The organism is Virgibacillus dakarensis, from assembly GCF_900155625.1.
GTDB lineage: Bacteria > Bacillota > Bacilli > Bacillales > Amphibacillaceae > Lentibacillus_C > Lentibacillus_C populi.
Genome location: NZ_LT732554.1, coordinates 332,477 through 352,111 on the forward strand (window position 1 = coordinate 332,477; position 19,635 = coordinate 352,111).

17 protein-coding genes are annotated in these 19,635 nt (G+C 39.8%); 7 read left to right on the forward strand and 10 right to left on the reverse strand.

The annotated features are described in order from the left end of the window. Positions 1–137: 137 nt before the first annotated feature. Positions 138–1,064, reverse strand: coding sequence for a S66 peptidase family protein (locus CZ382_RS11195; protein ID WP_088051326.1), 927 nt, complete (start codon positions 1,062–1,064; stop codon positions 138–140). A gap of 169 nt (positions 1,065–1,233) precedes the next feature. Between CZ382_RS11195 and CZ382_RS11200 the strand changes: the two genes are divergently transcribed. Both CZ382_RS11200 and CZ382_RS11205 read left to right on the forward strand, forming a co-directional pair. Next, on the forward strand, positions 1,234–2,673 hold the full coding sequence (locus CZ382_RS11200; protein WP_088049299.1) for a DDE-type integrase/transposase/recombinase: 1,440 nt from the start codon (positions 1,234–1,236) through the stop codon (positions 2,671–2,673). 392 nt (positions 2,674–3,065) lie between these two features. Next, on the forward strand, positions 3,066–3,704 hold the full coding sequence (locus CZ382_RS11205) for a pentapeptide repeat-containing protein (RefSeq protein WP_088051327.1): 639 nt from the start codon (positions 3,066–3,068) through the stop codon (positions 3,702–3,704). Positions 3,705–3,745: 41 nt separating this feature from the next. On the opposite strand, the gene CZ382_RS11210 is transcribed toward CZ382_RS11205, so the two are convergent. From CZ382_RS11210 to CZ382_RS11230, 5 genes are all read right to left on the reverse strand, one after another. After that, a complete protein-coding gene (locus CZ382_RS11210) occupies positions 3,746–4,471 on the reverse strand; it encodes an EcsC family protein (protein ID WP_088051328.1) in 726 nt (241 codons plus the stop codon). Between the two features lie 37 nt (positions 4,472–4,508). Further along, positions 4,509–5,432 carry a DUF4097 family beta strand repeat-containing protein gene (locus CZ382_RS11215; RefSeq protein WP_088051329.1) on the reverse strand — a complete coding sequence of 308 codons (924 nt, stop codon included), beginning with the start codon at positions 5,430–5,432 and terminating at the stop codon, positions 4,509–4,511. Further along, positions 5,425–5,985 carry an HAAS signaling domain-containing protein gene (locus tag CZ382_RS11220; RefSeq protein WP_088051330.1) on the reverse strand — a complete coding sequence of 187 codons (561 nt, stop codon included), beginning with the start codon at positions 5,983–5,985 and terminating at the stop codon, positions 5,425–5,427. The genes CZ382_RS11215 and CZ382_RS11220 overlap by 8 nt, the downstream gene beginning before the upstream one ends. Beyond that, positions 5,978–6,304, reverse strand: coding sequence for a PadR family transcriptional regulator (locus CZ382_RS11225; protein WP_088051331.1), 327 nt, complete (start codon positions 6,302–6,304; stop codon positions 5,978–5,980). The genes CZ382_RS11220 and CZ382_RS11225 overlap by 8 nt, the downstream gene beginning before the upstream one ends. A gap of 133 nt (positions 6,305–6,437) precedes the next feature. Next, a complete protein-coding gene (locus tag CZ382_RS11230; RefSeq protein ID WP_088051332.1) occupies positions 6,438–7,208 on the reverse strand; it encodes an arginase family protein in 771 nt (256 codons plus the stop codon). 162 nt (positions 7,209–7,370) lie between these two features. Here CZ382_RS11230 and CZ382_RS11235 point away from each other — a divergent pair, with 162 nt between their 5' ends. Further along, complete coding sequence (locus CZ382_RS11235; protein WP_088051333.1) at positions 7,371–8,081, forward strand: phosphatase PAP2 family protein; 711 nt, start codon at positions 7,371–7,373, stop codon at positions 8,079–8,081. A 105-nt stretch (positions 8,082–8,186) separates the two neighbouring features. Here CZ382_RS11235 and CZ382_RS23740 read toward each other — a convergent pair whose 3' ends face one another. Continuing rightward, positions 8,187–8,357 (reverse strand): hypothetical protein, encoded by a 171-nt coding sequence (locus CZ382_RS23740; protein ID WP_155555031.1) that lies wholly within the window; start codon positions 8,355–8,357, stop codon positions 8,187–8,189. Positions 8,358–8,764: 407 nt separating this feature from the next. On the opposite strand from CZ382_RS23740, the gene CZ382_RS11245 reads away from it, so the two are divergent. Beyond that, positions 8,765–10,363 carry a catalase gene (locus CZ382_RS11245; RefSeq protein ID WP_088053447.1) on the forward strand — a complete coding sequence of 533 codons (1,599 nt, stop codon included), beginning with the start codon at positions 8,765–8,767 and terminating at the stop codon, positions 10,361–10,363. A 235-nt stretch (positions 10,364–10,598) separates the two neighbouring features. Then, positions 10,599–11,222 (forward strand): DUF3298 and DUF4163 domain-containing protein, encoded by a 624-nt coding sequence (locus tag CZ382_RS11250; protein ID WP_088051335.1) that lies wholly within the window; start codon positions 10,599–10,601, stop codon positions 11,220–11,222. An 81-nt stretch (positions 11,223–11,303) separates the two neighbouring features. On the opposite strand, the gene htpG is transcribed toward CZ382_RS11250, so the two are convergent. Further along, positions 11,304–13,187 (reverse strand): molecular chaperone HtpG, encoded by a 1,884-nt coding sequence (htpG, locus tag CZ382_RS11255; RefSeq protein WP_088051336.1) that lies wholly within the window; start codon positions 13,185–13,187, stop codon positions 11,304–11,306. A gap of 237 nt (positions 13,188–13,424) precedes the next feature. Here htpG and CZ382_RS11260 point away from each other — a divergent pair, with 237 nt between their 5' ends. Then, positions 13,425–14,087, forward strand: coding sequence for a GntR family transcriptional regulator (locus CZ382_RS11260; RefSeq protein ID WP_088051337.1), 663 nt, complete (start codon positions 13,425–13,427; stop codon positions 14,085–14,087). A gap of 202 nt (positions 14,088–14,289) precedes the next feature. Here the strand turns inward: CZ382_RS11260 and brnQ are convergent, their stop codons facing one another. Continuing rightward, positions 14,290–15,645 carry a branched-chain amino acid transport system II carrier protein gene (gene brnQ / locus CZ382_RS11265; RefSeq protein ID WP_088051338.1) on the reverse strand — a complete coding sequence of 452 codons (1,356 nt, stop codon included), beginning with the start codon at positions 15,643–15,645 and terminating at the stop codon, positions 14,290–14,292. 229 nt (positions 15,646–15,874) lie between these two features. Between brnQ and pdxK the strand changes: the two genes are divergently transcribed. Then, on the forward strand, positions 15,875–16,690 hold the full coding sequence (gene pdxK, locus CZ382_RS11270) for a pyridoxine/pyridoxal/pyridoxamine kinase (protein ID WP_088051339.1): 816 nt from the start codon (positions 15,875–15,877) through the stop codon (positions 16,688–16,690). Positions 16,691–16,887: 197 nt separating this feature from the next. On the opposite strand, the gene CZ382_RS11275 is transcribed toward pdxK, so the two are convergent. After that, positions 16,888–19,572 carry a UPF0182 family membrane protein gene (locus CZ382_RS11275; protein ID WP_088053448.1) on the reverse strand — a complete coding sequence of 895 codons (2,685 nt, stop codon included), beginning with the start codon at positions 19,570–19,572 and terminating at the stop codon, positions 16,888–16,890. Between the last annotated feature and the right edge of the window lie 63 nt (positions 19,573–19,635).

Below are 19,635 nucleotides of genomic sequence, written 5' to 3' on the forward strand. Positions count from 1 at the left end.
ATCACCTCAGTTTTATTATGCTAATGGATAGGTAGCTTTACCGGTATGATAACAAAGCTTAGTTTATCATGTTTTACCAAAAACCTAAATAAGCATAAAAACTCTGAAAGTATATTTTTTAACCTGCGTTACAGCTACTAAGTCAAACTAATCACAGGCTCCATTACTGTCAACGTATTATTCACCGTATCCAGTTTAACGGTTGCACCAATTGGAATTGCCGCTTTATACGTGCCATGTGCAGTCGTAACATTGGTCATCAATGGTTTACCAAGTGGCACAAGGAAATCATTAATCAGATCTTCATAGGAGGTTCCGTAAGCAACCGGGCATTCCGTACATTCTCCAAGTACAATCCCAATGCAATCCTGAAATTTTCCTGCCAATTTAAGATGGTTAAGATATCTGTAAACCATGTTAATTGGCTCGTGCGTTTCTTCCAGCAGCAGGATTTTCCCTTTCGTATCAATTTCGTAAGGGGTTCCAAGCGTACCTACAAATGATGTGAGGTTGCCTCCAACAATAGATCCGGTCACATTGCCCGGGACTCTGCTTATTTGCGGGATTCCAGGAGGATTTTGTATTTGTCTTTGTGCGCTTAATACTGATGTTGCAGAAAAAAACTGATTATAATTATAAGCTGGCGTGTTCATGGTAAAATCAATCAGCAACAGACTTTGGAATGTAATTAAATTTGCATACTGGGCCAGGACATTTTGTAAAACGGTAATGTCACTGTAGCCGGTTAGAATTTTTGGGTGGTTTTGGATAAAAGTGAAATCAAGATAAGGAAGTATCCCTGCGACACCAACACCACCTCTTGAAGGCAAGATCATTTTCACTTGGTCATCGGCAAACATATTCATCAAGTCAGAAGCACGTTCTTGATCCGTACCTGCAAGAAAGCCATCTTCCGCATAGACATAGTCACCTAACACAACCTGAAACCCAAGGCTCCTCACCGTTTCAATTCTACTGTTTATTACGCTGGCAGGTAACGGGCTTCCGAGCGTAACAATACCGATCGTATCACCACTTTGCAGTATCGGTGGTTTTATCGCCAACAGAGACACCCCCCTTAGTTAAAAACGTATTGTCAAATGTTTCTTAGTAAAAACTATTGTCTTTCCCGATTTCATGCGTTTTTATACAAAAAAACTTGCCACCCCCTTAAATTTAGGGTATTAATGAGGTAACCACACACCCATAAACACCCAAAAAGGAAGTGACAAGTTGTTACCTCAATTTATAGCCTATTTGCTTCAATATATCAAGTACCAAGAAAAGATTATTTTTGGGCTCTTAGGAATTATTTTAGGTAAATCGGTCGCTAAAGCTCAATTTGATGAGCCTGTTAATAAGCCTTACAGAAAATTGGAAGTCGATGAAATGCCTGTCATCGAAACCCTGGAAAAACTCGATTTTCAAGAACTTATCCTGAAATACCAAGCTAAACATGGTAAAGTATTAAAACCTGTCGCTCGCCGTAAAAATAGTGTGGTTAAGGTGCCAGCGACGTTAACATGCCCAAAGTGTTCGGCCCCTGCTTCGTATTTATATGCCAACAACGGTGACAAAGGGCAATACCAATGTAAAGTGTGTGGTTGTCTGTTTAATAAACAGAATCGCTTTTTGAAAGAGGCTATTATCAAATGCCCTCACTGCTTGAAAACACTAGAAAGAATCAAAGAACGTAAGGATTTCTACGTTTTCAAGTGTAAAAACAATAATTGTTCCTTTTACCAAAAGAAGCTGAACCAGATGACCGAAGAAGAAAAAGAACGTTTTAAACAAGATCCACAGGCGTTTAAGGTTCGGTATATCTTTCGTGAATTTTACTTTGATTTCAAACCTTTATCCAAGGAATCACCAGTGAATCCTAAAGTGGATCTTTCACGGATCTATGCTTCACCACATACATTAGGACTTATTTTAACGTATCATGTGAACTATGGTCTCTCTGCCCGAAAAACAGCTGCACTGATGTACGATGTTCATCAAATTAAAATCTCGCACCAGACGATATTGAATTACATGAACAGTGTCGCACTCATCACAAAGCCATATGTTGATCACTATCCGTATGAACTATCTAACAGCTTCTGTGGTGATGAAACCTATATCCGCGTGAAAGGACGTTGGCATTATTTATTCTTTTTCTTTGATGCGGTGAAGAAAATTATCCTGTCTTATCCGGTTTCACCAAATCGTGATACACAATCCGCAATCAAGGCATTGGATGAAGTCCTGCAAAAGTTCAAGACAATTCCTGATGACTTAATGTTTGTCGTTGACGGCAACCCAATCTATATTCTAGCCCAGCATTACTTTGCACAACATGGCATTCACTTCGATATACATAAGGTAATTGGGCTTACCAACGACGACCCTGTTTCCAAGGAATACCGTCCCTTGAAACAAATCATTGAACGGTTGAATCGCTCGTTTAAAGGCAACTACAGGGCTACAACTGGGTTTGGTTCCCAGGAAGGATCTGTTTCCTACGTGACGTTGTTTGTGGCGTATTTTAACTTCTTACGCCCGCACGCATCACTTGAATACAGTGTTCCTGTCATCATCCCGGAACTTGAAAAAATGCCAAATATGCCGGAAAGATGGACAAAGCTAATCTCCATGGCTCAGGACTTCTTGATAGAGCAGCAATCGGCCTAGCTTTTGTTTAGCTGAGCCCGACGAACTAGCCATCGGCGTAGCGAACTCTTGACAAACCGAACTGGACAATGGTTTAAAATGGTAAAAGTCAAGGGCTTATTTGTCATGCCTTCTTTTGTTCCCTTCGCCCTTGACACCTCACATGTAAACCATTGTCGTGTTTGTCAAGAGCGATGGCGGTAGTTTTTCTCCTCTCAAAAATTTGGAAGTTTTATTTTGAGGTTGTTTTCATAGAACTTTTTACACTACCGTTAAAAATAAAGATCAATCTAGAATATTCATAAATAGTTGAACGTGTTCCTTTCTATATGTTTTGGCAACAAGCCGTTTTGCAGTTTATGCATTGATATGCAATGATAGTAGTAAATAAAATGATGGGAAGTGCAATGCGGATGACAAAAAAATATACATTACAACAACCAAAACTCCCCCATGAACTACCTGAAGAAACTTTTTCAATTAGCGACGATCCTTTTTTCAAGGGAATTACCATAAAAGATTGCTCCATTACCGGGGAAGAAATGAATCGCTTGGCCTTTGACCAGGTTATATTTAAAAATGTCTTATTTGAAGAAGTGGTATTTCGGGACATTGAATTAACCGACGTCATTTTTACGCACTGCGACCTTTCTAATGCGGACTTCAGTGGCGGAATTATCCATCGGGTAGAGTTTAGAGAATCAAAAATGCTCGGTATTGATCTTTCTGAAGCGACGTTAGGAAATGTCATGTTTACTACGTGTCACGCCAATTTAAGTTCATTTCGATTTGCCAGATTAAAACAAGTACTATTTCAGGAATGCTCTATGGATGCAAGTGACTTTTACGAATGTGCGTTAAAAAATATTCAATTCCAGCAATGTCATTTAAATGAGGCGACGTTTGCGAATGCCCCATTAAACGGAATTGATTTGAGCACCTGTAAATTTGAACGGTTGAATATCACGATAAATGATTTGGAAGGATGCATAGTATCAGCGGATCAAGCAATTGGATTTGCCAGATTACTGGGATTGAGGATCAAGGAATAAGCAGCTCCTATTGCAAATCCAATAGGAGCTGCAATGTTTTCCTAATAGTCCCGGGGCTTTGTTGCTAAAATTCGCATTCGGTATATATTCATCGCCGTTTCCCCCAATTGGTCGAGAAGATTATAGTTTGCATAGGCTCCTACAATCGCTCCGAATCCCGGGACGAGCTGAAGCATTTTTACCAGATCAATATAATCCCGGTATTCTTGCTGAAATGCTCGCCAATCCATATCGACGAGCTTTTCCTTTTCTATCTCCCAATTTTTCAATATATGAAGCGTTTCTCTTCGTTTCTCGTCATTTGAGAAAGCAAGCTGAAACACGTGCAGGATAAACAAGCGTTCTTCATATTTATTCGCATCAAATCCGTATACAGCAGCGGCATCGAACAAAAACTTCATTTTTATCGATAATAAAAGCGGAAAATCGGCAATCCCAAGAAAAATACCACCAGCACCAGTTCCGGCTCCCTCAACAACAGCGGTCTTTCGATAGGTGGCTAACTTTTCCTGAAGAAGTACATCACGTTCCTGCAAGCCCATCCCTGCTGATTGTCCTTTGTTTTGAATCAGGTTAGAACCAAACAGCGTTGCTTTGACCATGTTTTTGATACTCTCCGTTATCACACGATGAACCTTTTCCGGTATCATCCCATTTAACTTTGTCTGCGCTTTTTTTGACAGCCGGTTAAACAGACCCGATTGCTTTACTATTTTTCTTTCCCAGGCTTGAATCTCTTCATATACCTTTCGTTCATATTCAGTCATTTCATGTCATCCTTTGGTTTCTAATCGGTGATCGTTCCTATTTATCACTCACAACTGTAATACTCCCATTATCAGTAGTCAACTTTATGACGTTATCCCCATTGCCAATTATTGTGCTGCCATCGTATTTATTTAATATATTCACTTTACCATTACCCGTTTTCACAATAAACGTTGCATTTTGAGGAGCTTTTTCCGCCGCAACATTGATCCTCCCATTATTCGATTCTAATTCGAGCGGCTGATTCAGATCATGGATGGAAAGTGAAATACGTCCATTATTTGTTTTACCCACAATTTCACCGTTTACATCGTCCATCGTAATTTTTCCATTATCGGTTTCTGAACGAATAATCGATGCCGCAGCTTGCTTTAATTCCACTGTTCCATTATCGGAGTGGACATCCACTTCTTTAACCTCGAGTCCTGTCAGCTTAATTCGTCCATTACTTGTTTTTGCATTTAGCTTGGAGCCAGTGATTTCGTTAAATTCCAGCCGGCCGTTTGATGTCACAGCATTTATTTCATCGGCATTTACATGATTTACAAAAATTTTCCCGTTATCATTCGACACAATTAGCGAATGATATTGTTTTTCCGGTACATATACCTTTAGCGTTAAGGATGGTGAAAAGAAATCAAAGCTAAAAAGTTCGCGTTGTTCATCAGCTAACTTTATGGAAAGTATATGGTTGGTTACATCAACTGTGAATTTTTCTGTACCGTTTTTAAGCCGTTTTCCCGTCAATTCTGCTCTTGGCTCCGAATCGTCGGTAGCAATGAATTCTACTGTAGAATTGTCTGTTTGGATATCGATCGTCTTAAATTGGTCATCCGCTATCATTTTCTTTTCTGAAATAGATTCCTTTTGAAAAGCGGAATGATAGGTTAGGACGACCCCTATAATTCCAACAGCCAAAAGCAGGACACCAATAATAGATAAACCTTTCATGTTAATCATTAGTTAAACCACCTTTCACGAGGGAGGTATTCAGTTTCAGATAGCGGATAAATCCACGCGTTAGTATGTTTGTCAGATGATACATGCCAATTGTAATCAGTAGCCCTAATCCGCATAGCGCTATCGAGGCAAATAAGTCAAAAAGCACAAATGATCCGGGATAAATAACAACATTTATTAAAACAAGAAGCGGTGATAAACTAAAGGCTAATCCAATCACCCAACCGGCAGCAACAACTGCCAGCAAAGCAATAAAAGGCCCAAGTACGATAATTAGATTGAAAAATCCTAGTCCGATTCCTGCCCAAACCGCGCGAAACATATTTCCGGCGGTTACATTCGTCTCCGCCTTTTCCAAGTGATACATTGCAAGCAGTTCTCTGGCTATTTTATTTGGCGAGCCAAGCGCATCGGCAATTTGCTCTTCCGTTTTCCCCTCTGCTTTGCCAATAGCAAAATGCTCTTGATAATCCTGCAAAATATCTTGCTTTTCTTCTGTTGAAAGCTTTTTTAAAGAAGCATTTAATTGATCCATAAATTGCTTTTCAGTCATTGTTTTGCACACCTTCTTCGATTAATTGATTGACAGCATTGGAAAATTCCTTCCACTCCTGCATTTGTTCATGAAGATAATCCTTTCCTTTATCTGTGAGCTTATAATATTTACGCGATGGCCCCTCAGAAGATTCTTGCAAGTAGGTTGTAAAATAACCTTCTTTTGTTAATCTCCGTAGCAGCGGGTACATGGAACCTTCGGCAATTTCAATTTTATCTGAGATCCTTTGTACCAATTCGTAGCCGTAGCAATCCTGTTTCTCTAATAATACAAGGACACAAATTTCCAAAATACCCTTCTTAAATTGTACATTCACTATTGTCACCTCATCTTAACAATCTTCACTACCTTGCTATGAACAGTATCTGTCAAACGTTAATTTATCATATAGTACTGTTTAATGCAAGGTAGTGTGATAAAAATTTTTAAAACTTGCTGATATCCAATACTTACATGCAAGTTTGCTTTAAGCATTCCCAAATAACACGATTCGCATATTCATTTTTGTTTACTGCCTCGATTGTTTGTTGATGATATTCATTAGCTGGGGTAATTGGATATTCACCACAAATGTCAATACCACAAAACGCCTTTTCCCGAATAATTTCTTTCACCATTCCAATAAGCGGTTGCAGTCTCAATGTCCCGTGATCCCAAGCTGTTACCGCATCTCTTGAGTCAAGAACATCCTTATCAACGCTTATATAAACGGAATCTGTAGGTATTTCATCCATGATAGATTTTAAAATAGTGGATTCGCTGGTATGAAGGGATTGTTCCGAATATACCGCTACTTTTTCCACCATAGCAGACGGTATTTGCTGCTTCCAGTCCTCCTTTACACCAATAAGGATGACCTTCTCAAGCAAGGGGAGTTTTTTTACTGATTCGCGCACCCATGATCCGCATGAAATTAAAGATTCATTCGGACTTGGAAACATGTCCGTATGATGATCGAATAAAACTAATGTAAAAGGCTTTTGTATCACTGATAATAACAGGAAGGAAACATAATGGTAATTTCCGCTTCCCAAAAATGTCATCTGATTTATACCGCTCTGCTTGAGTTTCTGTTCAATCAGAAATAAACCATCTTTTTCACAAAACAAATTAGTACCTGGTATCCCTTCAAGGTCAAGCCACTGACAATTTTCTGTTTGAAGAAATGCCTGCTTACGGTACGTCTGGTCAAAATTTAATACTGTCACATGACTACCCATTTTTCTGATACTCCTATCGAAACATATTTAGGTAAGCTACAATAAATATTATAGCATTTCCATTATCAAAATTGTTGGAATTCATTTTGTCGATTGTTTTCCAAACAAAAACTGATAATATAAAATGGTAGCTATTTTCATAGATTAAGAAAGAAGGGCAACATGTTGAAAATAAAAGAACTAACTGCGTATCCATTTATCCTGACGGGAATCGTGTTTTTGTTATTATTCGGCGTTATTAGCTGGGGTGTGTATGTTGATAGCAGCTGGGTTCATACCTTTGATTTAACTTGGATTGACCATTTCCAATCCTACGTATCTAACGGAAAAACATCCTTTATTATGAAAATAACCGAGTTAGGAAATATCAGGCTTGTCATTGCATTGACCATCATCCTCGTTATTGTACTCTTTTTCAAGCGAAAGTATGCGGAAGGTCTTTGGTTAGGCGGGACAATTCTCGTCTGTGCAGCTATTGCAGTTAAACTTCTTAAACATCTGGTTGATCGGGATCGTCCTGAATATCTGCAGCTTATTACAAAGACAAATGAAAGCTTTCCAAGTGGACATGCGACCGCAACGACTATCTTTTATGGTTTAATCGGTTTGCTGCTGTTCCTTGCCGTGAAAAAAGGATGGACAAAATTTATTATAGCTTTTATAACATTGGCATGGATTTTGTTCATCATGGTAACCCGTATTTACCTTGGGGTTCATTATCCAACAGATGTGCTTGCTGGATTTCTTTTCGGCATGGCCTCCGTATTTATTTCGGTAGGGGTTTATTTAATTGCCCGGGATCCACTCCGTAATCTTCTGGGAAAACTAAAATTAAAGGATAAGAGCGAGTTATTGGAAAGAATGAGAGGGTAAATGAATGATCGCCTGCACGAATATGTGCAGGCGATCATTCATTTTATGACTGTCCCTATGATCCTTCGATATCCCGCTTGTTATATCCAATAAATCCGCCAATCACTAAGGCAACAGCATTAAGGTGGTTAATCTGGAGCGTTCCTGTTTTAGCTTCCGTTTGATAGAACGGATTTGTGCTGACTTATTTTCGATATAGATTTTTTTCAGCTCGTCCAGACTTTTTAATTGGGCCTTGGCAGCTTGAATAGCACTGTTGGCGTAATAATCGTCCAATTGAAATTTTTCCTTGATGTCTAAATGGATCGATTTTTCCCGCCTATTCTGGCCCGAACGTTTTTCCTTGACCAAGGTATTCAAGGCGAACTGTTTTGCGCGGTTGAAGCAGGAAAGGGCGTCGCGAATAGCCTTAAAAAGGAAATCACCCGTCTTTGTATTGACCGACTAACCTCACTATTCAGTTGATATTTCCGTTTGGCTAGTCAAGTCCGCTTGATCAGCGGCTTTTTGTGTTTGATCAGTGATTTTTTCTTTTTAATAAGCGGGAATTCCTCTAATTTCTTGTTGATGTTCCGCTTTTTTACTACATCAGAGCAAAAATAAGAATGATTCACCGCCTTTTGGGTAGTATATGGGTGGATATTAGTATTGGAAAAATAGTAACAGAAAGCGAGATGAACATAATGAAAGATCAGCCAAATCATGATAACCATCAGACGAACATCGAGAACAAAGATACGTTAACGAACAGACAGGGACATCCAGTTACGAACAATCAAAATGTCAGGACGGTTGGCAAACGAGGGCCTGCTACATTAGAGAATTATGATTTCATTGAAAAAATCAGCCATTTCGACAGGGAACCCGTTCCTGAACGAGTTGTCCATGCTCGCGGAGCCGGTGCTCATGGTTATTTCGAAACATATGGAACTGTTGGGGATGAACCAGTTGCAAAATATACACGGGCAAAGGTTTTTCAGGAAAAAGGAAAACAAACTCCTGTCTTCGTACGTTTCTCAACGGTAATACATGGCAGACATTCCCCGGAAACAGTCAGAGACCCACGCGGATTTGCGGTCAAATTTTACACAGAGGATGGGAACTGGGATTTAGTTGGCAACAATTTAAAAATCTTCTTTATTCGTGACGCAATGAAATTCCCTGACATGATTCATGCCTTTAGGCCAGATCCCGTTTCTAATGTTCCAGACAGTGAACAGTTTTTCGATTTCTGCTCGAATTCACCGGAATCCTTTCATATGGTGACATTTGTCTACTCCCCATGGGGTATTCCAGCAAATTACCGAATGATGCAAGGGTCTGGAGTGAATACGTACAAATGGGTAAATAAAGACGGTGAAGCGGTTCTTGTCAAATATCATTGGGAACCGAAGCAAGGCATTAAAAATTTGACGGTGAAAGAAGCAAATGAGATCCAGGCAACTAACTTCAGTCATGCCACACAAGATTTATATGAGGCAATTGAAAAAGGGGACTATCCCGAATGGGAATTGTTTGTGCAGATCATGAGTGATGATGAACACCCGGAACTGGATTTTGACCCGCTTGATGACACCAAACTATGGCCGGCAGATCACTTCCCATGGCTTCCAGTTGGGCGAATGGTGCTAAATAAGAATCCGGAAAATTTTTTCACCGAAGTAGAGCAAGCAGCATTTGGCACAGGGGTTCTTGTTGACGGACTGGATTTCTCTGATGACAAAATGCTGCAAGGCAGAACATTTTCTTATTCTGATACACAACGTTATCGCGTTGGCTCCAACTACTTGCAGCTGCCGATCAACGCTGCCAAAAAACGTGTCGCAACAAACCAGGAAGGCGGCCAAATGCGTTATCAGGCTGAACATCCTAAAGGAAACCCGCACATTAACTACGAGCCTTCGATTTTGGGTGGTTTAAAAGAAGCTGAGCAAATTGGCAAAGAATATACACCAAAAGTAGAAGGAAACCTTGTCCGAGAATCAATTGACCGCCAGAGTAATACGAAACAGGCGGGAGAGACCTATCGCAACTTTGAGGAATGGGAAAGGGACGAACTCATTTCCAATCTGGTAGGTGACCTTTCCCAATGTGACAAGCGAATCCAGGATAAAATGATTGCACTAGCAGAAGAAGCAGATGAAGAATACGGCCGTCGTTTACGTGAAGGTTTAGCAACTGCCGCAAAAGACGGATCAAGCAAAAATCCAATTGGTAATAAAGATAGCGAAAAAGCTCCACAGCAAGCTGTTGAAAAAGGTCATGACGCTGATCCTTATTGATTGAACTAAGGCGCTGGAGCCGGACGTGGCCTACCCCGGGTGCAAGCTGAATAGACCTGGAATTTTATACTTTCCTACCCCCTTAAAAAACAGTCTCTTTGTAAAAACCAGGGATAGCGATCCCTGGTTTTTACTTTGACTATGCCGATAGCATCATCACATCATTTAAAATATGGACATTATCCTAGACCGTGAATAAGATACATCATAACCTTCATAAAAGGAATGATGTGAAATGGCTAATCAGCCTTTACCTGTTTCAATCCGAACAATGCTTTATCAACAACAAGGTACCACCATCCATTACCCACAACTATTTGGTTTACAAAACCCCGAGGTACAGCAACAAATTAACCAGGAAATCGTTCAACAGGTACAAACATTGATTAATCTGCAATACCAGAAGCAAGGTGCGGATTCATTTACTGAGATGATCGGTAATTATGAAATCAAAACGAACGAAAGAAATGTACTTAGCCTCTCCTCCACAAATTATGCAATCGCTTATCATTACGCACACGGGTTAACTATCATGAAGTCACTAACCTTCGATACGCAAACTGGCAAAAACTTTAATCTAAAAGACTTGTTTAAGCCTGGCAGTGATTATGTGGACGTACTGTCAGAGATTGTCCAAAAGCAAATTCAGGAACGGAATCTGGATCTCTTGGATACGTTTAAAGGAATAGAACCTGACCAGGACTATTACATTGCTGACAAAGCCCTTGTTCTTTATTTTCAGCCATACGAAATCACACCGTATTATGTCGGCTTTCCAATGTTTCCAATCTCCGTTTACAGCATCCAGGATATAATCAATGAAAATGGGCCGCTTGGGCAAATGGCAGGCAATCAATGAAGTCCATTCTGCACCCGTCCAAGTTTATGTAAAAAAAGAAGATCAACGCAGTGATCGCATTGATCTTCTTCTAGTCAGGAATTAAGAAACCATTACTTTACAAATGTCGTTCGTAAATTCAACCGGATCGTTAATTGGCATTCCCTCAATCAGTAGTGCTTGGTTAAACAATAGTTTAGTGTATAGATCCAATTTGCCATTATCTGCTGCAAACGCATCTTTTAACGATTGGAACACCTCATGATTTACGTTGATTTCCAGCACCTTATCAGCCTTGATTTGCTGGTTATCCGGCATGGCATTGATTACCTTTTCCATTTCCAGCGATATTTCCCCATCAGCAGCTAGACATACAGGATGTGATTTTAACCGTTTGGATGCCCTTACTTCCTTTACGTTATCGGCTAAAATAGTTTTCATCGCTGCAAATAACTCTTTATTGTCCTTCTCTGCTTTTTCGCTGCTTTCTTCCGTTTCATCCTCATCAATACCTAAATCGCCACTAGATATCGATTTAAATTCTTTTTCTTTATAGTTCATCAACATTTTAATCGCAAATTCATCGACTTCCTCGGTGAAATATAAGATTTCAAAGCCTTTATCTTTTACCATTTCAGTCTGTGGCAGCTTTTCAATCCGTTCATTCGATTCCCCTGCAGCATAATAGATATACTTTTGTTCTTCCGGCATTCTGGAAACGTACTCGTCCAACGTTACCATTTTCTTTTCTTTGGAAGAATAAAACATCAGTAAATCCTGCAATGTTTCTTTGTTTTGGCCAAAGTTATTGTATACACCGAATTTCAGCTGTCTGCCAAAGGATTCATAGAATTTTTCATACTTTTCCCGGTCATCCCTTTGCAAACTTAGCAGCTGATTTTTAACCTTTTTAGTAATATTTTTCGCAATTAATTTCAACTGCCTGTCATGCTGCAGCATTTCCCTCGAGATGTTTAACGATAAATCCTCAGAATCTACCATTCCTTTTACAAAGCTGAAGTGATCCGGGATGAGATCGGCACATTTTTCCATAATTAAAACACCATTAGAGTATAGCTCCAGCCCTTTTTCATAATCCTGTGAATAATAATCGTAAGGTCTATTTTCCGGGATATACAAAATAGCGTTATACCGTACTGTTCCATCAATATTAAGATGAATATGCTTTAACGGTTTATCAAATCCATACCGTTTTTCCTGATAAAAGTTCTCATAATCTTCCTCGGTCAGCTCATTTTTGTTCTTCTTCCAGATTGGAACCATACTATTAATTGTTTGTTCCTCAATATGGTCCTCATATTCGTCTTCACTGCCTTCTTTCAGCTTGCTTTCCGTTACATCCATTTTGATCGGATAACGAATAAAATCGGAATATTTTTTGATAATTGCTTTTAAACGATATTCTTCCAGAAACTCATCATAGTTTTCATCATCGGTATTCTCTTTTATTTTTAAAGTAATCGTTGTACCTAACTGATCCTTTTCAACTGGCGTAATCGTATAGCCGTCGATGCCTTTGGATTCCCATTTATATGCCTCATCACTACCGTATGCCTTACTTTCCACCGTAACAACGTCCGCTACCATAAAGGCGGCATAAAATCCGACACCAAACTGGCCAATAATGTCATAGCCATCCTTTAATTCATTTGCATCTTTAAAAGCCAACGAACCACTCTTGGCAATGGTACCTAAATTATTTTCCAGTTCTTCTTTGGTCATACCAATTCCGGTATCGATAACCTTCAGTGTTCTATTTTCTTTATCTGCTTCCACTCTTATATAGTAATTTTCTTTATTAAAACTTAAATTGTCATCCGTTAATGCTTGATAATAAATTTTATCAATCGCATCACTAGCGTTCGAAATCAGCTCTCGTAAAAATACTTCACGCTGCGAATAAATCGAGTTAATCATCAATTCCAACAGCCGCTTAGATTCTGCTTTAAACTCTTTTTTTACCATGCCGCTTCTCCCTTTCAATTGTTTATATAACCATTTTAGCACTCTGACTATACGAGTGCTAAGCTCTATTATTTTAATATCACATCCTTTTATTGCTGTCAATTAATCGCGTTTCCCAAGCTGCCATTTTCTAAAGGTAGTAGTGTATTCTGATATATTGCATATTCCCATACAATTGTTTTTCATGTATAATATAGGTGGCCCACCTAAAAATTTATTTAATAAGGATGAATTGATATGCCGATACCCTCCGATCTTACCAAACCAGTCCGCAAATCAGCAAAAGAAAATGCCTTCAGCCAGCTTCAACAATGGATTATAGATGGGACACTGCAGCCAGGAGAAAAATTGAACGACACTGAACTTGCCGAAGCACTAGGTGTCAGCAGAACACCAATCCGTGAATCTCTACAGCTGCTTGAAGTAAATGGCTTTGTTAAAATGTACCCGGGAAAGGCAACACAAGTAACAGAAGTCAGAAAAAAATCGATCAATGAGCTTCTTCCACCCTTAGCCGCGTTACAAGCATTATCCGCTGAATTGGCCATTGCTCAGCTAACGGATAAAATTACTGCATTACTTGAAACAACAAATGAGCGTTTTGCCGAAGCTATCCGTTCGGAAAATTATTATTCTGCACTAAAAATTGATGAGGAATTTCATCAAATCATTGTTGATACTGCAAATAACCAGTATATTAGCTCGATCGTTGCATCACTGCAGGCCCATGTCAGGAGACTATTCTTTCACAATTCAATTGTCTTAACGGAGAAATCAATCGATGAACATGCGGCAATTATAAAACTCATGAAAGAACGTGATAGTGAAAAAGCAGCTAAAATTATGAAGGAAAATTGGCTTCGGGCGATTGATGAGTTTTACTTTAAAAATTCTGATTAAATATATAAGCCGACCCTCTATTTATCAAAAAAGAGGACCGGCCATTTTTATCCCGCCTTAACGGGCAGTAAAACCCCCACATCAATTTTCGAATGTAGCAATGAAAAGTAAGTGGGGGATTAACTGCCCATAAAGGTCCGATTCTGTTCAACTAACATTTGGTGGGGGAGGTAAGGAAACCCCCACCAAATGAAGTTTCACTTTATGCATTTGCTGTAGATAATCGTTGGATACGAATCATAGCACCCGTAATCACTATGACTGCCAGAGCTGGAAGCAGCCATCCAAGTCCTTGATTGTACATTGGCAGCGCCCGCTCATAGAAGGAAACAATCGGTGTCATCCATCCAAAATAATCTATCCCGAGTGAATCACAAAGCGATTTCAATCCATCAAAAATACTAATTATAAACGTAACAACTGTTGCAGAAACATAGACAACACGTGAATGATTAAACAGCGGTGACAAAAATGTTAAAAGCATTAGGACGATTGCCAGTGGATAGAGAAACATTAAAACCGGAACCGAATAAGTAATAATGTTGGCAAGTCCAAAGTTTGCGATCACAAATGTTAATGTCGCAAATAATACAACAAACATTTTATAGCTGAATTTTGGAAATAACGTGTGAAAATATTCCGCACAAGCCGTTGTCAGTCCGATGCTCGTTGTCAAACAGGCTAATATAATCACAACTGCCAGCAGAATAGAGCCCAATGTTCCAAAGTAATACGATGCTGCACTGCTTAGAACCGGTCCCCCGGTCGTAAAAATCCCAAAGGCTTCTGTACTCGTAGCTCCTAAATAAGCAATTCCAACATAAATAACACCTAGTAATGCAATTGCAACAAGTCCCGACTTTGCTGTTGCATGAAGTATTCCACGATTTGATGAAATACCCATTGCACGAATCGCGTTGATAACGATGATACCGAATACCAGGGAAGCAAGTGCATCCATCGTATTATATCCTTCCAGGAAGCCTTGTATAAATGCCCCTTCATTGTATGCCTCCTGCGGTGACTGAATAGCCCCCATTGGTCGGGTAATGACCATGAATAACAGAATTCCCAACAGAATAACAATTCCTGGTGCTAATATTTTACCGATATTATCAACCAGTTTTGCGGGATTTAATGAAAACCAAAGGGTAACAGCAAAAAACAATAAGGTAAATAGTAACAAACCGCCTTGCTGAAATCCTTCCCCTACAAATGGCGCAATGCCAACCTCGTAAGCAACCGTACCTGTCCGTGGTGCCGCGAAGAATGGACCTATCGTCAAATAAAGCAGGGAAGTAAAAAAGATTGCGTAGACTGGATTAACCCTGGTTGCCAGCTCCTGCAAATTCCGGCTTCCCGAAAAACCCATTGCTAAAATTCCAAGTAACGGTAGTCCAACCCCAGTAATCAAAAAACCAATTACTGCCGGCCATATATTCGTTCCAGCATTTTGTCCGAGCTGTGCTGGGAAAATAAGGTTTCCCGCACCAAAAAATAATGCAAACAACATGACCCCGACTACGAAATAAGATGAGAATGATAGTTTAGTTTTCAATACAATCTGCCCCTCTAAGTTGTGTTTGTGCTTCTGGATCTACTGCACGTATATGCAATATATTAGTGGTTTATATATTACTAGACTTTACAGAGAAATGCAATATATTGTAATTCAACTTATAAGTTCCCCTCACTATAATACCCGACAAGAACTGTAAACAATAATTCTTTAATTTACAGGGAATTTGTTATATCCTATTTATATTAAATAATAGGGGGGAATTTATATGGCAATGAAAAAAACACTTACACTTGCTGGTTCTGATTCAAGCGGCGGGGCTGGCATTCAAGCAGATTTAAAAACCTTCCAGGAGCTTGGAGTATACGGCATGAACGCCCTTACATCTATTGTAACGATGGATCCGCATAATGGCTGGAGTCATGATGTATACCCAATTGATGTCGATGTCGTAGAAAAACAATTGAACACCATCCTATCTGTAAAAATCGATGCTATGAAAACCGGTATGCTTGGCTCAGTAGAAATCATCGAACTTGGTGCACGGAAAATAGATGAATTCAACTTGGATAAAGTTGTCATTGACCCCGTAATGGTCTGTAAAGGTGAAGACGAAGTACTGCAGCCGGAAAATACCGATGCAATGCGTGAATTACTGCTTCCCCGCGCAACCATCACAACACCAAATTTGTTTGAGGCTGGACAGCTCGCGCAAACGGGGCGAATTAAAACAATTGACGGCATGAAAGATGCTGCAGTAAAAATACATGAACTTGGTGCCAAAACAGTTGTCATCAAAGGTGGAAAAGCACTGGATCATGAAAAAGCTATTGACCTTTTTTATGATGGCAAGGAATTTACTCTGCTTGAAGAGAAGAAAATTTCCACAACCTATAATCATGGGGCAGGTTGTTCGTTTGCCGCTGCCATTACAGCTAATCTCGCCAATGGAAAATCAGTAGAAGAATCCGTTGCCGCTGCCAAAGATTTTGTTGCAGCAGCAATTGCACACGGATGGAAGCTGAACGAGTACGTTGGTCCTGTTATGCATGGGGCGTTTAACAAATTCGGGGGCATTGAATAGGAGATTTGTATAACTACCACCGAATAAAATATTAGCTGACAGCTTAGCCTATGAATTTAACGGCACCTTTCCAATTTCCCGCGGGGCTCGATCGTTTTACGGAACTTCTCCGTCACATACCAAGCACATCTAAAGTCAGGGGAACCGGCCGTTTGCCGATTCCCCTGACTTTGCTTTCCGAAATCTATCTTCTACGATTACTTATATTCCTTCAGCTTAGACTCCATTTCAGTCATAAGTTTTCCGGCTTCCTCCCAATTTCCATCTGATAATGCTTTCTGATAAGCATCAAATAGATCGGCAAACTCCTGCAATTGTTCATCTGCTTTTGTAAGTGGCTGTGCAGGCTCCTCTTGTTTATTGGCATCACTTTTATCATCCTGCTTACCATCTTTTTGGCGCTTAGGATCAATTAAATCCAGCATACTATCAAGTGCTGTTTTAAAGTCTTTTTCCATCACGATCTTGTCACCATAAGCCAAAACAACCCGCTTGACTTCTGGAAGTGACGTGGCATTGGACGATTCAATATAAATCGGCTCCACATACAAGAGCGTATCTTCAATTGGAACTGCAAGCAAATTGCCGCGAATAACATCGGATCCACCCTGCGACCATAAATTCAATTGCTTGGAAATATCACTGTCCTGATTGATCCGATTTTCAATTTGCTGTGGACCGTAAATATTCTTCTGCTTGGGAAAGCGGTAGACAAACAACTCTCCGTAATGGTCACCGTCATTACGAACTCCCATCCAGGCAATCATATTTTGCCGCTTTTTCGGAGTGTATGGCATCATTAAAATAAACTCTTCCTGATCTTCCTCCTGCAGCTTCATTGTCATATAATACGGTTCCATTTCGATATCTTCATTAAAATATTTCTCCGTTGGGAACTGCCAAAAATCCTCCCGATTATAAAATACCTCCAAATTTTTCATATGATAGGTTCCGTACATGGAAGCTTGAACCTTGAATAGCTTCTCAGGGTACCGGAAATGTGCCTGAATGTCTTCTGGTATGTCTGTCGTAAATAACTGCGGGAAGATATTTTGATACGTTTGCATCAATGGATCATCTGGCTGAACGACATAAAATTTCACTTCACCAGTATATGCATCAACACTCACCTTTACCGGGTTTCGTATATAATTCGAATCGCCCTGATAAGGCTCGGCGTATGGATAACGTTCCGCTGTCAAATAAGCATCAACGATCCAGACAAGCGTTCCATCGTCCCGAACGACAATATACGGATCCTTGTCATAGGAGAAGAACGGCGCAATCCGTTTAATGCGATCCATAATATTTCTTGTGTCAAGTAATTGACTTTCATCCGTGATTTGATCCGATACGAACATCCGGAAAGAACCTTCATTCAGCGCAAACAATAGTCGTTTAATGCCCTTCAGCGGAATTCCACTGTCAGCCTCAAACCGGGTTTCCTCATTTTCATCCCCTGAAGGATAATCAAATTCATCAACTTTACTGTTCACAATTACATTTTGATAGGATTCCTCCCCAAAGTAGATTTGTGGACGTTTAATATCCAACACACCCTCCGGGGGGAGATTCTTCATCATATATTCCGGCTGCCCCTGTTCGGTAACCTGGTTCACGTGGCTCATTGCAACTCCATATCCATGCGTATAGCGCAAATAACGGTTCACCCACGTTTTTGCCTGATCCGGAAGATCCTCTGTGCTAAGTTCCCTCGATCCAAGAAAAACCTGTTCATAATCCCCATCTATCTGATAGCGATCAATGTCAACATCATTAAATTTATAGTACGTTCGAAACGTCTGTAATTGGTTATATACTTCCAAAAGCGGTCTCGCATCGTTCATCCGGATGTTATCAATAGTTTGTTTATTCCGGTCAATCATGGCTTCACTAAGCGAATAATTTCCCGGGTGTTCCTTTTCTTTAACCTTATCGAGGTCATATGCAGCCCTCGTTAATGTCAAATTATGTTTCAAATAAGGACCTTCTTTGGCAAATTCATTTGGCGAAACGATAAAATTCTGTACGACAGCGGAAGCTCCCTGGCCTACAAGCAAAAGCGCAATATAGACGGCTGCAGGAGTTACCATCGACCGCAATTTTCCGCGTATTAAAGCGATAATCATCCAAACGGAGCCGGCCACTGCAGCAAATGCAAGCACGTAGGCCTTAGGGATGTTAATAACTTTATCGGTGTAACTTAATCCATGAATTACGCTGTCCTGAAAAAGGTTCACCTTACTAGTTAAAAGGGTCTCATAAGGTGCCAGCAAATGATTCCCGGCTAATAACAATCCAATTACAGCAAGTGTTATCCCAAGGTGCAATTGCGCGAAACGGCTTAATCGGTACATGTGGAATACCGAGTACGCACCGATTTCAATCAACAAGAAAAAGATGGTTAATGACAATAGTAGCGAGACAACAAATTTTAAAAACGGCAATATAAACATGTAAAACGAAACATCCAGATTAAAATATGGATCCGTTTGTTCAAAAGAGGCATAGTGGATTAGCTTCAACGCTCTTTCCCAGCCAAATCCTTGTGTGAGCATACTCCCAAATAAACCAATAAAAATGGAAATACCAAGCATGATAAGCATTATCCATTTTCGCGTCAACAAAATTTTGGGCAATTGATGACGATCAAAATGACGTAAGTATGACTGCAAAATCCAGTACAATGTGATAAAAGTACCAGCCGCAAATAGGACAAATCCAATTGCACCAAGTACTATTTTGCTTCCTAAAGTCGTTGTAAATACTTGCTCAAATCCAAGCGAATCCATCCATATGTAATCCGTCAATATTTTAACGGAGGATAAACCAATCACGGCAAGTAATATAACAATAAGAATGATGTAGCCAATCCAGTTCATTGGTTTTTTCCATTTAATGAACGAATTGCCATGAAACAATTTATTCAGATTCAAAGTAATCCC

What these genes read in the sequence shown, in the direction of transcription:
- CZ382_RS11205 (WP_088051327.1), top strand. Translation starts at nt 3,066, where the DNA reads ATGACAAAAAAATATACATTACAACAACCAAAACTCCCCCATGAACTA.
- CZ382_RS11210 (WP_088051328.1), bottom strand. Translation starts at nt 4,471, where the DNA reads ATGACTGAATATGAACGAAAGGTATATGAAGAGATTCAAGCCTGGGAA.
- CZ382_RS11215 (WP_088051329.1), bottom strand. Translation starts at nt 5,432, where the DNA reads ATGATTAACATGAAAGGTTTATCTATTATTGGTGTCCTGCTTTTGGCT.
- CZ382_RS11220 (WP_088051330.1), bottom strand. Translation starts at nt 5,985, where the DNA reads ATGACTGAAAAGCAATTTATGGATCAATTAAATGCTTCTTTAAAAAAG.
- CZ382_RS11230 (WP_088051332.1), bottom strand. Translation starts at nt 7,208, where the DNA reads ATGGGTAGTCATGTGACAGTATTAAATTTTGACCAGACGTACCGTAAG.
- CZ382_RS11235 (WP_088051333.1), top strand. Translation starts at nt 7,371, where the DNA reads ATGTTGAAAATAAAAGAACTAACTGCGTATCCATTTATCCTGACGGGA.
- CZ382_RS11245 (WP_088053447.1), top strand. Translation starts at nt 8,765, where the DNA reads ATGAAAGATCAGCCAAATCATGATAACCATCAGACGAACATCGAGAAC.
- CZ382_RS11250 (WP_088051335.1), top strand. Translation starts at nt 10,599, where the DNA reads ATGGCTAATCAGCCTTTACCTGTTTCAATCCGAACAATGCTTTATCAA.
- htpG (WP_088051336.1), bottom strand. Translation starts at nt 13,187, where the DNA reads ATGGTAAAAAAAGAGTTTAAAGCAGAATCTAAGCGGCTGTTGGAATTG.
- CZ382_RS11260 (WP_088051337.1), top strand. Translation starts at nt 13,425, where the DNA reads ATGCCGATACCCTCCGATCTTACCAAACCAGTCCGCAAATCAGCAAAA.
- pdxK (WP_088051339.1), top strand. Translation starts at nt 15,875, where the DNA reads ATGGCAATGAAAAAAACACTTACACTTGCTGGTTCTGATTCAAGCGGC.
- CZ382_RS11275 (WP_088053448.1), bottom strand. Translation starts at nt 19,572, where the DNA reads ATGAACTGGATTGGCTACATCATTCTTATTGTTATATTACTTGCCGTG.